13 protein-coding genes are annotated in these 13,510 nt (G+C 26.5%); 1 reads left to right on the forward strand and 12 read right to left on the reverse strand.

What is annotated here, in order from left to right:
* Window position 1: 1 nt before the first annotated feature.
* The 12 genes from murD to IX46_RS01140 all read right to left on the reverse strand — a co-directional run bounded on the left by murD (window position 2) and on the right by IX46_RS01140 (window position 11,725).
* A complete protein-coding gene (murD, locus tag IX46_RS03185) occupies window positions 2–1,318 on the reverse strand; it encodes a UDP-N-acetylmuramoyl-L-alanine--D-glutamate ligase (RefSeq protein ID WP_053940186.1) in 1,317 nt (438 codons plus the stop codon).
* Entirely contained in the window at window positions 1,308–2,384 is a 1,077-nt protein-coding gene (gene mraY / locus IX46_RS01100; protein ID WP_053940187.1) for a phospho-N-acetylmuramoyl-pentapeptide-transferase, read from the reverse strand. The genes murD and mraY overlap by 11 nt, the downstream gene beginning before the upstream one ends.
* Window positions 2,368–2,958, reverse strand: a complete 591-nt coding sequence (locus IX46_RS03205) for a glutamate ligase domain-containing protein (protein WP_428991869.1) — start codon at window positions 2,956–2,958, stop codon at window positions 2,368–2,370. Before IX46_RS03205 ends, mraY begins: the two co-directional genes overlap by 17 nt.
* Window positions 2,934–3,749 carry a UDP-N-acetylmuramoyl-tripeptide--D-alanyl-D-alanine ligase gene (locus tag IX46_RS03210; protein ID WP_238967842.1) on the reverse strand — a complete coding sequence of 272 codons (816 nt, stop codon included), beginning with the start codon at window positions 3,747–3,749 and terminating at the stop codon, window positions 2,934–2,936. The genes IX46_RS03205 and IX46_RS03210 overlap by 25 nt, the downstream gene beginning before the upstream one ends.
* Window position 3,750: 1 nt before the next feature.
* On the reverse strand, window positions 3,751–4,953 hold the full coding sequence (locus IX46_RS01110) for a UDP-N-acetylmuramoyl-L-alanyl-D-glutamate--2,6-diaminopimelate ligase (RefSeq protein WP_238967843.1): 1,203 nt from the start codon (window positions 4,951–4,953) through the stop codon (window positions 3,751–3,753).
* A 59-nt stretch (window positions 4,954–5,012) separates the two neighbouring features.
* A complete protein-coding gene (locus IX46_RS03215) occupies window positions 5,013–5,237 on the reverse strand; it encodes a Mur ligase domain-containing protein (protein WP_238967844.1) in 225 nt (74 codons plus the stop codon).
* Between the two features lie 23 nt (window positions 5,238–5,260).
* Window positions 5,261–6,970 (reverse strand): penicillin-binding transpeptidase domain-containing protein, encoded by a 1,710-nt coding sequence (locus tag IX46_RS01115; RefSeq protein WP_053940188.1) that lies wholly within the window; start codon window positions 6,968–6,970, stop codon window positions 5,261–5,263.
* A 93-nt stretch (window positions 6,971–7,063) separates the two neighbouring features.
* Window positions 7,064–7,312, reverse strand: a complete 249-nt coding sequence (gene ftsL, locus IX46_RS01120) for a cell division protein FtsL (protein WP_053940189.1) — start codon at window positions 7,310–7,312, stop codon at window positions 7,064–7,066.
* Entirely contained in the window at window positions 7,305–8,249 is a 945-nt protein-coding gene (rsmH, locus tag IX46_RS01125; RefSeq protein ID WP_053940190.1) for a 16S rRNA (cytosine(1402)-N(4))-methyltransferase RsmH, read from the reverse strand. The genes ftsL and rsmH overlap by 8 nt, the downstream gene beginning before the upstream one ends.
* A 106-nt stretch (window positions 8,250–8,355) precedes the next feature.
* Window positions 8,356–8,829 carry an acetolactate synthase small subunit gene (ilvN, locus tag IX46_RS01130; protein ID WP_053940191.1) on the reverse strand — a complete coding sequence of 158 codons (474 nt, stop codon included), beginning with the start codon at window positions 8,827–8,829 and terminating at the stop codon, window positions 8,356–8,358.
* A gap of 7 nt (window positions 8,830–8,836) precedes the next feature.
* Entirely contained in the window at window positions 8,837–10,552 is a 1,716-nt protein-coding gene (locus IX46_RS01135) for an acetolactate synthase 3 large subunit (protein WP_053940192.1), read from the reverse strand.
* A gap of 216 nt (window positions 10,553–10,768) precedes the next feature.
* Window positions 10,769–11,725: an FAD:protein FMN transferase gene (locus IX46_RS01140; RefSeq protein ID WP_158380491.1), complete on the reverse strand. Its 957-nt coding sequence runs from the start codon at window positions 11,723–11,725 to the stop codon at window positions 10,769–10,771.
* 334 nt (window positions 11,726–12,059) lie between these two features.
* Here IX46_RS01140 and degP point away from each other — a divergent pair, with 334 nt between their 5' ends.
* Window positions 12,060–13,490 (forward strand): serine endoprotease DegP, encoded by a 1,431-nt coding sequence (degP, locus tag IX46_RS01145; RefSeq protein WP_053940194.1) that lies wholly within the window; start codon window positions 12,060–12,062, stop codon window positions 13,488–13,490.
* Window positions 13,491–13,510: the final 20 nt, after the last annotated feature.

Below are 13,510 nucleotides of genomic sequence, written 5' to 3' on the forward strand. Positions count from 1 at the left end.
ATTAATTTATTTCCTTTAATAATTTTATAAAAAGATTACCTCTTTCTTCAAAATTTTTAAATTGATCTTTACTACTACAACCAGGAGATAAAAGTATTACATCATCTTGTTTGGCTTGTTTCGAAATTAAAGTAATGGCATCTTTTAAATTTTTAACATAAATAGATTTTTTTTGACATATTTGAGCTATATTCATACCGTCTTTACCAAAACAATAGATTTTAATTTTTAATTGTTCTAAATAATTTTTTAGAATGTTAAAATCAGCAGATTTTTTATCTCCTCCTAATAGCAACCATATTGTTCCTGGAGTTTTAATGTTTTTTAAAGCTATTTTAGTACTACTAACATTAGTAGATTTTGAATCATTAATCCAAGATATGTTATTATTTTTATGTACTATTTGGAAGCGATGTGGTAAATTTTTAAAAAATTTAAGTACATTTTTAACTATATTCCGAGGAAAATGCATAGCATCTGAAATTGCTAATGCAACTAAAGCGTTTTCATAGTTTTGATATCCATATAGTAAAGTTTGTGATGTATCAATTATTTTTTCTTTTTTATGACATAAAAAATTATTTCCTTTTATATTTTCAATATAATAATTACTATTACTTGTTCCAAATGTAATATACTTTTTTTGTTTGTTTTTAAAGAAACAATTTTTTTCTTTTAAATTTACTAAGCATATTTCTGCATTTTTATAAATAGATAATTTAATTTTTTTATACTGTTTGAATCCTTTTGGATATCTATCTAAATGATCTTCGTTAATATTCAGTACTACAGCTATTTTTGATTTTAAACTAAATATATTTTCAAGTTGAAAACTAGATAACTCTAGTATATATAAGTCAGCTTTTTTTGATAATACATTTAACGCTGGAAGTCCAATATTACCTATTAAATAAACTTTATATCCTGATTTTTTTGCAATTTCTTTCACCATTGTTGCTACAGTACTTTTTCCATTAGTACCAGTAATAGAAATGATTGGAGATTTCACTTCTCTAACAAATAGTTCAATATCACTGATTATTTCAATACCTAGCATACGAGCTTCTGTTAAAATAGGTTTAAACGAAGAAATTCCAGGACTTATGATAATTAAATCTGATTCTAAAATCCATTTTTTTTCTAAACCTCCTAATTTATATTTAATATTTTTAGGAATTTTTTCTAAATACTCAGGTTTTTTAGATTCATCAATTATTTTTGGAATTGCTCCTTTTTTGAGAAAAAAATTAATACAAGATATACCAGTCAATCCTATACCTAAAATTAATATTTTTTTTTCTGAATACTTATATGGCATCATGTATCCTTAAAGATATAATTCCTATTAGTAACAATATGAAAGATACTATCCAAAATCTAATAGTAATCAAATTTTCTGACAATCCTTTTATTTCGTAATGATGATGAAGTGGGGCCATCTTAAACATTCTTTTTTTTTTAAATTTAAAGTAGGCAATTTGTAATATTACAGATATAGTTTCAACAACAAAAATTCCACCCATTATTAACAATAATAATTCTTGATGTAATAATATAGATATGATTCCTAAAGCACCACCTAACGATAAAGATCCAACATCACCCATGAATATTTTAGCAGGATAAGCATTAAACCATAAAAAACCTAATCCAGAACCAACTATGGATGCACATAAAACACTTAATTCATTTGCTTGTTTTAAATGAAAAATATTTATATCATTGCGTAAACAATTTTCAGAACTAAGAAAAGCAATTAAACCTAATCCAGATGAGATAAAAATTACTGGCATTATTGCTAATCCATCTAATCCATCTGTTAAATTCACACTATTACTTGTGCCTACAATAACAAAATAAGATAAAAAGATATAAAAATAATTAATTTTTACTATTATTTTCTTATAAAACGGAATTATTAACTCAAGATCAATTTTATTTGCTTGATTGAGATGCATAATATAAATAATAAATATAGCAATAATAGATAATCCAAAAAATTTATATAATACTTTTAATCCATGTGAGTTGTTAAATTTAATTTTTTTATAATCATCTAAAAATCCAATCACACCATATCCTAAGATAATAAAAATAACATACCAAATATATACATTGTATAAATCACAATAAAGAAGAACAGATAAACATATTGATATAATAATTAATATTCCTCCCATAGTAGGAGTTGTATTTTTCTTTAAATGTCCGATAGGTCCATTAGTTCTTATTATTTGAAAATTTTGTAATTTTTTAAAACAAGATATTATATACGGACCAATAAATAAATTTATAAAAAATGATGTAATCAAACTAAAAATTATTCGGTAAGAAATAAAATTAAATATTTTAAAATTTAAACATTTATTAATTAAAAATATCATTTTTTTTATACTCTTTTATTAAATATTCTACAATTGTTTCCATTTTCATATTGCGTGATCCTTTAATTAGAATTGTAGTGATTTTTTTTCGTGAAATTTTTTCTTTTAATTCTTTCTTTAATAGATGTTTATGTTTTTCTGGAAAATGTTTTCCATTTTTACATATTTTAAAAATTTCACGACTATGCTTTCCAAAACTAAAAATATGATCAATATCTGATAAATTAGCAATATTTCCTATGATTTTATGATATAAAATGCTTTTTTCACCTAATTCAGCCATATCTCCTACAACTAGTATTTTATAACCTGGCATTTTTTCTAAAATTTTAATTGCTACAATCATAGAAGCAACATTCGAGTTGTATGCATCATTAATTAAAGTTTTATTTTCACTCAATTTTATAGATTCTAATCTTCCTGGTATAATCGGAGCTTCTAATAATCCAATTTTAATTTGCTGTAATGGTACATTAACTGAAAATGCAAGAGCGCTAGCAGCTAGAGCATTAGATATATTTTGATATCCTATATATGGTAATGTAATGTTTATTTTACCAGCTGGTGTATGCATGATAAAACATGTTTGATGTGAATAAATCTTAATATTAGTAACAAAAAAATTACTTTCTTTTTTTTTTCGATAGAAAAATAAAATATTTTTCTATTTTTAATTTTTTTTTTCCATTTCGAAAGATGATGGCTGTCTAAATTAATAATTACTATGCTATTATTTTTTAAATAGGAGAATATTTCCGATTTTTCTTTTGATATACCTAGTAATGATTTAAAACCTGCTAAATGCGAATGATAAATATTATTTATTAGTGCTATGTTTGGTTGGGAAATTTTTGAAATGTAACGAATTTCACCAGGATTATTCGTTCCTAATTCAATTAACCCATATTTATCTGTTGCTTTTAATTTTAATAAAGTAATAGGTACTCCTATGTGATTATTTTCATTGTTTGTTGTATATATTATATGATGTGTTTTTTGAAGTATAGAAGCTGCCATTTCTTTTACGGAAGTTTTTCCGCAAGATCCAGTAATAGCTAATATTTTCGGTTGAATTATATTTCGAAGTAAACTAGCAATCTTTCCTAACGCAATAGTAGTATCTTCAACTATAATATAAGAAATAAAAGATATAATTTTTTTAGTAGTAACGATTGCACAACATCCTTTCGCCAAAGCTTCTTCGATAAACATATGTCCATCAAATTTATTACCTTTTAATGCAATAAATAATGTATTTGGTAGTATTTTTTTGCTGTTTATACTGATATGATCTATTGTAATATTTTTTCCATATAGCACACCGTTTGTGATACTAGCAATTTTTTTTAACGACATAGAAATCATGTTATTTTTCCAGTAAATTTAAAATTGTTTCTTGGTCTGAATGGTCAATACGGTGATTACCAATTATTTGATAATTTTCGTGCCCTTTACCAGAAATAAAAATTATATCATTAATATTTGATTGAACAAAAACATAAGAAATCGCTTTTTTTCGATTGGGGATAATTATTATTTTTTCTTTTTTTATACAGCCAGCGATAATTTCGTTAATAATTATGTTTTGATCTTCATTTCTAGGGTTATCATTAGTAATTATTACTTTATCTGCTATTTTTTCTGCAATTTTACCCATTAAAGGTCGTTTTTTTTTATCTCTCTCCCCTCCACATCCGAATATACACCATATTTTCTTCTGAGAATATTGCGATTTAATAGAGCTAAGTGCTTGCTTTAAAGCATCAGGAGTATGAGCATAATCTATAATGCAAATTGGTTTTCTAGAAAAATGAAGTTTTTGCATGCGCCCGTATATTGGTTTAAGTTGAATTGATGTTTTAATTAGATCGGATAATTTATAATTCATTTCTAACATACATGCAAGTGCTAATAATAAATTTTCTATATTAAATTTTCCTATTAAACAAGTAGATATCGTACCCGTTCCCCAGCTAGATTCAAATTGTATATCAGTTTTTCTACTATCAATTTTAATATTAGTTGCATTTATCCATTTTTTAGCATATTTTTTTTGCTTAGAATTTTTAATTGTTACTGCTACTGTATATTTATTAGGAAAGTTTTTTAACCAGTTTTGTGCATATCTATCATTAGCATTTAATATTATTTTTTTTACTTTGTGATCAGTGAAAAGAGACAGTTTAGCTAATGCGTACTTTTTCATATTTCCATGATAATCTAAATGATCTTGTGTTAAATTAGTAAATATTGCAATATGAAACGCAATACTTTTCACGCGGTTCTGCACTAAACCATGCGAAGAAACTTCTATAGTCACTAATTTTACTTGATTTAATACTGAATATAAAAATGATTGTATATCGATAGCCGATGAAGTTGTGTTTTTTGTGGGTTTTAAGAAGTTATGAAAACCGTTTCCAAGAGTGCCCATTGTTGCAGTTTTGTTACCTAGTAATTCATTCCACTGATTGATTAGTTGTGCTACTGTAGTTTTTCCGTTGGTTCCAGTAATTCCAACTACTTTTAATTGACTGCTTGGTTTACAATAAAATCTTTCAGCTAACATTGAAAGATTTTTAGCAAGTTCAAAAAAAGATATGACAGGAATATTGTTAATATAATTTATTATCCCATGTTGTTTTTTTTTTTAGTTTCAGATAATACTGCTGTTATTTTTTTAGAAATTGCATCAGAAATAAAATCATTTCCGTCTTTTTTCTCGCCTTGTACAGCTATAAACATATCTTGAGATGTTAATTTTCTACTATCTAAAACTAAATTTTTAATATTTTTTTTCGGAAGATTTTTAACCCAAGGTGATAAAAAATATTTTAAGTTTTTTTCTTTCATTACATTGTATTTAAATTTATTTTTTATAAGTTATCTGGTGTAATATTCGTTTGTTTTAATACTGATATCATGATATTTTTGAAAATTGGAGCAGCAACTGCATTTCCATAATATTTATTTCCTTTAGGATTATCAATGACAATAATGAGAGCAAATTTCGGATGATTAGTTGGAGCAACACCAGCAGTATAAGCAATATATTTTTTAATATAATATCCATGAATACCAACTTTTTTTGCTGTACCTGTTTTCATAGAAATATGATACTTTTTTATATCTTTTTGATCAATATTTTCATTTGTTTCTATGGTTTTTTCCATCATTTCCAGTACTTCTTTTACATATTTTTCAGGAAAAACTCTTTTTTCATATAATGGATGATTAATCTTAACAATAGATAGTGGTTTATCAATCCCGTAACTTCCTATCGTTGTATATAATTTAGCTAATTGTAGTGGTGTAACCATTAATCCATATCCAAAAGAAAATGTTGCTTTATCTAGATTTGATAAGTTTTTCTTTTTAGGTAAAAATCCTTGGCTTTCTCCAATCAATCCTAAATTAGTTTTCCGACCTAATCCAAATTGTAAATATGCATTAATTAAATTTTGGCTTTTTATAGAAAGTGCAATTTTTGATACACCAACATTACTAGATTTTTGTAATATTCCAGTAATGTCTAATTTTTCATGATATGATACATCTTTAATTTGATGTTTTTGAACAAAAAAAGGTTTAGTGTTAATTACTGAATTGCGTTTAATAACACCTTCTTTTAAGCCTTCCATAATAACTATAGGCTTCACTGTAGAACCTGGTTCAAAAATATCTGCAATCGCTCGATTTCTAAAATTTTTTGACATCGTATATTGTTTTTCATTTGGATTATATGCAGGGCTGGTTGCCATTGATAATATTTCTCCAGTTTCAATCTTAACTAATACAGCAATTCCAAAATCTGCGTTGCTTTTGTTGACACCTTCACATAACTTTTGGTAAGTAATAGTTTGTATTTCTTTATCAATGCTTAATATTAAATTTTTAGAATTAAATTTTTGAATTAAAGGTTCATTTTCAATAACATGACCTTGGTTATCTTTTCTTATTTTTCTTTTTCCTGGTTTGCCTATCAAGTAACTATCAAAACTTTTTTCAACACCTTCTATTCCTTCATCATCTATATTATTAAATCCAATTAGTTGTGCAGCAATTTTCCCAGAAGGATAATAACGTTTTCCTTCTTCTGTTAAATATATACCAGGTAATTTTAGTTCTTTAATATATTCACCAATTTCAGGAGTAATTTGACGTGCTAAATAAATAAATTTTAAATTTTTGTTAAAATTTGCATGAAAAACAATTTTTTTTAATGGAATAGATAGAATATCAGACAATGCTTGCCATCTTATATCATTTTCAATATCTATATCTTGATGAATCATACTAGGGTCTATGAAAACTGCATTTACTGGAACAGTAACAGCTAATGGATAACTAAGTCTATCATTGATAATACCTCTGGTATTTATTACAGGTTGTATTCTCAATGTTCTACGGTCTCCTTCATATGAAAGTTTTTTTGAATTAATCACTTGAATAAACATTGTACGTGATGTTAAGATAATCAAAAATGATAAAACAATGATACATAACGCTATAAAACGCCAATTTATGTAATTTTTTTTTCTTGTTTTTTTTTGCTTAAATAATTTTGTATTTTTTTTAATTTGCATTTTATAATTATTTTTTTTCCAAAATTTTTAAAAAATTTAGTGTATTATATATTTTATTAAAATATTTTTTATTTTAAAATAATTAAATATTTTTTAATTAATTACAGGTATAGATAGAGTATTTTTTTCAATAATTAAATTTCTCCATTCATCATTTTTTTTTTTTCTCTCTATACGTAATTTTTCTTCTTCAGCAATTAACATTCTAGTTTTATAAACTACTATTACAATAGAATTAGCGGATAATATTATTGCAAACAAAAGAATTAAGTGTATTTTCCCATGTAAAAGCAAGTCATTTTTGATAATTATCGGTAAATCGTAATGTTGTTTTTTATTCATATTTTTTTAATTCTGCTGTACGTAATATAGAACTGCGAGATTTAGGATTTTTTTGAATTTCTTCATAAGTTGGTAATATTCTATGTATAATTTTTAATTTACAAATTTTTAGTTTATCTATTTCTTTTTCTGTTATAGGCATACCATATGGAACTGATGCTTTTACGCTATGTTTCACCATGAATTTTTTAATTATTCTATCCTCTAACGAATGAAAACTAATCACTGTAATACGTCCACCTGGTTTTAATATTTTTAACGAATCTTCTAATGCATTACTAATTGCTTTTAACTCTTGATTAATATAAATTCTAATTGCTTGAAAAGTACGTCTGGCTGGATGTTTAAAAGCATTTTTTTTTGGTATTGCTTTGTTGATAATATTTACTAATTCTAAAGTTTCTGTTATTTTTTTTGTTCTATTATAGTCTTTAATTGCATATGCAATTTTTTTCGCAAAGCGTTCTTCTCCAAATTTTTTTAAAACAAAAATAATTTTTTTAGTGCTCGCTTGAACAATCCAATCTGATGCTTTGATTCCACAAGTTTGATTCATTCGCATATCTAGAGGTCCATTTTTTTTAAATGAAAATCCTCTTTTATAATCCTCTATTTGAGATGAAGATATTCCTAAATCAAATAATATTCCATCTACTTTGTTAATAATTTTTTCAGATTTAGCATAATTTAAAATTCTTGAAAAACTATCATGTTTTATATAAAATCGTTTATCTTGAATTTTTCGTCCTATTAATACAGAGTTTACGTCTTGATCAATAGCATATAATTTTCCATTTTTTCCTAGCTTTTTTAAAATTGCTGTAGAATGTCCACCCATTCCAAATGTACTATCAATATAAATGCCGTTTTTTTGTATTTTTAATGAGTCAATTAATTCTTTTTTCATTACAGGAATATGTTTTGTATTTTGATTCATAGTGGAATTTTATAAGATTTAAATGAAATAGAAACATGATCATTGTAAAATATCAATGACCATGTTTGATGAATAATAAAATTTTGATAAATGCGTTCTGTTTCAATTACCCTCGAGAAATACCTACTATTCCCGATCGAGTCATTTCAATAACTTCAGATATATTTCTAATGATTTTAAGAAAAGAATCTAATTTTTTTGTTGTTCCTGAGAGTTGTAGTACATATGTGGTTGACGTCATATCCACAATTTGACCTCTAAAAATCTCAGTAATATGTTTGATATCATTTTTACAATTATTTGTTTGTACTTTTATTAGCATAATTTCACGTTCTATATGAGATGTTTGCTCAATTTTTATAACTCTTAAAACGTCAATTAATTTGTGTAGTTGTTTTTCAATTTGTTCAATAGATTTTTCGTTGCCCATTGTTTGTATAGTCATTTTTGACAAAGAAGAATCTTCTGTCGGAGCTACTGTAACTGTTTCTATATTGTAGCCTCTTTGTGCAAATAAACCTATAACACGCGACAATGCACCTGATTCATTTTCTAAGAGAATAGATAAAATTCTTCGCATATTTTTATTAGAAAACCTCTTTTTTCCTTAACCACATTTCATTCATACCTCCTCCTTGAACTTGCATAGGATAAACGTGTTCAGTAGTGTCTATTTGGATATCTAAAAAAACTAAATTTCCTTCAGATAATTTTTTTAATGCCAATATTAATTGTTTTTCTAAATTTTCTAATTTCTCTATACGTAATCCAATATGCCCATATGATTCCACTAATTTTACAAAATCTGGAAGCGAGTCCATATATGAATGAGAGTGTCTTCCAGAATAGATCATGTCTTGCCACTGTTTCACCATGCCTAAAGCGGAATTATTTAAATTTAATATTAAAATAGACAAATCGTATTGTTTTGCAGTTGATAATTCTTGAATGTTCATTTGAATGCTACCATCACCTGTAACACAAATTACAGTGGCTTTAGGTATCGCTAATTTTACTCCTAAGGCTGCAGGTAATCCAAATCCCATAGTTCCTAACCCGCCGGAATTAATCCAACGTCTAGGTTTGTTAAATCTATAATACAACGCTGTAAACATTTGATGTTGACCAACATCGGAAGTAATAAAACATTTTCCTTTAGTCAGTTTAAAGATAGTTTCAATAACATGTTGAGGTTTTATGTGCGTATGGTTTATGTTGTATTCTAAGCTTTTTGTTTGTTTCCATTCTTCGATAGTATTCCACCATTTTTCCAAAGAGTGAATTTTTTTTTCTTTCTCTAGTAACTTGATTAATTCTTTTAAAACATATTTTGCATCACCTACTATTGGTATATCTGCTAGGACAGTTTTAGAAATAGATGTCGGATCAATGTCAATATGTAAAATAGTAGCATTTGGACAGTATTTTTTTAGGTTGTTTGTTGTTCGATCATCAAATCGTACTCCTATTGCAAAAATAACATCCGAATGATGCATAGCCATATTTGCTTCGTAGGTTCCATGCATACCTAACATAGAAATACTTTGAGGGTGACTACCTGGGAAACCTCCTAATCCCATTAAAGACGTGGTAACAGGACAGTGAGTTTTTTCTGCAAATTGTATCAACTCATTACTACTATTAGAACTAATAACTCCACCACCTGCATAAATCACAGGCTTTTTTGCTTTTAATAGTATGCTTAATGCTTTTTTTATTTGTTTTTGATGGCCCTTAGTAGTTGGTTGATACGACCGTATATACACGTTTTTAGGCCATATAAATTCTGACTTACTTTTGTTTCTTAAAACATCTTTAGGTAAATCAATAACTACCGGACCAGGACGTCCTGTAGATGCTATCCAAAAAGCTTTTTTAAAAATATTAGGTATGTCTTCAGTTTTTTTAACTAAAAAACTATGTTTTACTATCGGTCGAGAAATTCCAATCATATCGCATTCTTGAAATGCATCATATCCAATCAAAGATGATGCTACCTGACCTGAAATAACGACCATTGGAATTGAATCCATATAAGCTGTAGCAATTCCAGTAATCGCATTAGTAGCACCTGGCCCAGAAGTGACCAAAACTACACCTATTTTTCCAGTAGATCTAGCATATCCATCAGCCATATGAGTTGCTGCTTGTTCATGCCTTACTAAGATATGTTCAATTCCACCAATAGTTTTTAGAGCATCATAAATATCTAGTACTGCACCACCAGGATAACCAAATATATGTTGTATTCCCTGATTAATTAATGATCTAATAACCATTTCGGCTCCTGATAATATTTCCATTTTCCCCTCCAGGATGCTATTTTATTAGGGTTATTCCTAGTTTTTATTTGTAATTTATCCTGATAGTTTATCTAGATAAAGTAAGAATAATATAATTTAAAAAAATAATTAATTTTGATTAATATTTTATTATTGCAAATATATTAAATATTATCAATCAATTGAAATCAATTAAAATAATTATATATTTTATTAAAATTATATTTTTTAAGGTACTTATTTTAAAAATAAAAATTTTTTAAATTGAGGCGAAATCCATGTGACAAAAATATCTTTCTTTTTGGTGATTAAACAAACAGCTAAATTTTCAGTGATAGATAATTTTTTAGCCTTTTTAACACCCAATAAGAGCAACCCAGTATCCCAACTATCTGCTTCTAACGCATGAGAAGATATTACACTTACAGATACTAAATTATTTTTTATAGGTATACCACTTTCAGGATCAATAATATGTGAAATGTTTTTTTCATGGATCATATAATAATTGAGATAAGTTCCAGATGTGCTAATAGATTTATTTTTTAGGTAAATAAGTAATTGAATGAGTTGTTTTTTATCAGTAGGTTTTTGAATTGCAATAATTTTTGGCTTTCTTTCGTTATTCATTTCGACTAAAACTGTGCCTCCTATTGAAATTGTATAATTTTTAATTCCTGTTTGTTTCAGAATGCATGATAAATGATCTACAGCAAATCCTTCACCTAGTGTAGAAAGATTTATTTTTATATCTATATTTTTTTTTAAATATGTGCCATGTGAATTATTAACAATTTGCAAATGCTCAATTCCTGAAAGATTTATGTTTTGTTTTATTATCTTCATTGAAGGATAATTATGAGGTTTTTTTTCAGTTCCAAATCCCCATATATTTATTAAATTACCAATAGTTATATCTAGTTTTCCGTCGGTTTTTTGGTGAATATTTAACGCTGTTAAAATAATTTTTAAAAATTTTTTATTAATTTTTAATAATGTATTTGTTTTTAATTGATTAAATTTATAAACTAAAGATTTTTTTTTCCAAGGAGATAGGTCTTGTTCATCTAAATCTAAATTTTTTTGTATTAATTTTTTTAGATTTTTTATGTTTTTTATTTTCATATTGGGAATTTTTACTTGCCAGTAGGTTCCCATTGTTTTTCCTTTTAATTCTATTGTTTTTTTTATCATGTCACTTTTATTTGGATATATTATATAAAAAAACATTAGCAAACATAAAAAAATATTGATCATCTTATTAAACATCATAAATGAAAAACCATTATTTTAAATTTAAAAAATATTTTGTATGAAAATTTTTTATGTATATTTATTTATATTAACTAGTAATAAGTATTTGTAAAATTATAATCTTGAATTATTTTTTGGTATTTTCATTTTCTAAGAGCGATGGAGTTAATCAATCATGAAGTGTATACTGAAATTTAATTTTAATTAAAAATTTTGGGTTTTGCTCGTTTTTTTATCTATTTAAGATTAGACTGTATTTTATGAGAAAGAAATAATGAAAAGAATAAATATAGTATTATATTGGACAGTATTTATTTTCAATCTATTGTTAATCTCAGGAATGTCTTGGGGAAATAAAAATTTTACCTCTAATAATATTTCTTCTACGCCTACTATTCCTAGTTTAGCTCCTATGTTAGAAAAAGTTATGCCTTCAGTAATTAGCATTAATATTGAAGGAAGCACTGTCATTCATAGTGCTCGTTTACCTCACCAATTTCAACCGTTTTTTGATGATAACTCTCCTTTTTGTCAAAAAAATTCACCTTTCCATAATTCTCCTTTTTGTCATTCTAATTCGAATTCCAACAGTACTCACGAAAAATTTCGCGCACTAGGATCAGGTGTTATTATTGACGCTGAGAAAGGATATGCTGTAACTAATAATCACGTTGTAGAAAACGCTAATACAATACAAGCTCAATTAAGTGATGGGCGTCGTTATGAAGCTTATGTCATTGGGAAAGATGCAAGATCTGATATTGCTTTAATACAATTAAAGAATGCGAAAAATTTAAGTGCAATTAAAATTGCCGATTCTGATACCCTTAGAGTCGGTGATTATACTGTAGCTATTGGCAATCCTTATGGCCTTGGTGAGACTGTTACGTCTGGTATTATTTCTGCTTTAGGCAGAAGCGGGTTAAACATTGAGCATTACGAAAATTTTATTCAAACCGATGCAGCTATTAATAGAGGTAATTCAGGTGGAGCTTTGGTTAACTTAAATGGTGAGTTAATAGGAATCAATACTGCAATATTAGCTCCAGATGGAGGTAATATAGGTATTGGTTTTGCAATTCCTGGAAATATGGTTAAAAACCTTACAGCTCAAATGGTTCAATTTGGACAAGTGAGACGCGGTGAGTTAGGTATAATAGGCATGGAATTAACTTCTGATTTGGCAAAAATCATGAAAATTAATACTCATAAAGGTGCTTTTGTTAGTCAAGTACTACCCGATTCTTCTGCATTGCAAGCAGGTATTAAAGCTGGAGATATTATCGTATCTTTAAATAAAAAGTCTATTTCTAGTTTTGCTGCATTGCGCGCTGAAATTGGTTCTTTACCAGTGACTACAAAAATGATGTTAGGAATATTTAGAGATGGTCAAATTAAATATATATTTGTTGAATTAAAACCATCTGTTAAACATAATATGAACTTCGGAGATATTTATTCTGGAATAGAAGGTGCTAACTTATCTAATTATTTAGATAAACAAAGAGGTGTGAAAGTAGAAAACGTTAAAATCAATAGTCCAGCCGCAAAAATTGGTTTTCAGCAAGATGATATTATTATAGAGGTAAATCAAAATTTAATAAATAATTTAGATGACTTAAAACGAGCATTAGATAGTAAATCAAGTGTATTAGTTTTTAGAGTAAAGAGAGGGATTAATAATATTTACTTAGTAAGTGAATAGTATATTATATAATTTCCGCC

Origin of the sequence: Buchnera aphidicola (Aphis glycines) (assembly GCF_001280225.1) — a bacterium.
GTDB lineage: Bacteria > Pseudomonadota > Gammaproteobacteria > Enterobacterales > Enterobacteriaceae > Buchnera > Buchnera aphidicola_E.

Coding starts and splice junctions, on each gene's coding strand:
- murD (WP_053940186.1), bottom strand. CDS start 1,318: ATGCCATATAAGTATTCAGAAAAAAAAATATTAATTTTAGGTATAGGA.
- mraY (WP_053940187.1), bottom strand. CDS start 2,384: ATGATATTTTTAATTAATAAATGTTTAAATTTTAAAATATTTAATTTT.
- IX46_RS03205 (WP_428991869.1), bottom strand. CDS start 2,958: ATGCATACACCAGCTGGTAAAATAAACATTACATTACCATATATAGGA.
- IX46_RS03210 (WP_238967842.1), bottom strand. CDS start 3,749: ATGATTTCTATGTCGTTAAAAAAAATTGCTAGTATCACAAACGGTGTG.
- IX46_RS01110 (WP_238967843.1), bottom strand. CDS start 4,953: ATGTTAGCTGAAAGATTTTATTGTAAACCAAGCAGTCAATTAAAAGTA.
- IX46_RS03215 (WP_238967844.1), bottom strand. CDS start 5,237: ATGAAAGAAAAAAACTTAAAATATTTTTTATCACCTTGGGTTAAAAAT.
- IX46_RS01115 (WP_053940188.1), bottom strand. CDS start 6,970: ATGCAAATTAAAAAAAATACAAAATTATTTAAGCAAAAAAAAACAAGA.
- ftsL (WP_053940189.1), bottom strand. CDS start 7,312: ATGAATAAAAAACAACATTACGATTTACCGATAATTATCAAAAATGAC.
- rsmH (WP_053940190.1), bottom strand. CDS start 8,249: ATGAATCAAAATACAAAACATATTCCTGTAATGAAAAAAGAATTAATT.
- ilvN (WP_053940191.1), bottom strand. CDS start 8,829: ATGCGAAGAATTTTATCTATTCTCTTAGAAAATGAATCAGGTGCATTG.
- IX46_RS01135 (WP_053940192.1), bottom strand. CDS start 10,552: ATGGAAATATTATCAGGAGCCGAAATGGTTATTAGATCATTAATTAAT.
- IX46_RS01140 (WP_158380491.1), bottom strand. CDS start 11,725: ATGATAAAAAAAACAATAGAATTAAAAGGAAAAACAATGGGAACCTAC.
- degP (WP_053940194.1), top strand. CDS start 12,060: ATGAAAAGAATAAATATAGTATTATATTGGACAGTATTTATTTTCAAT.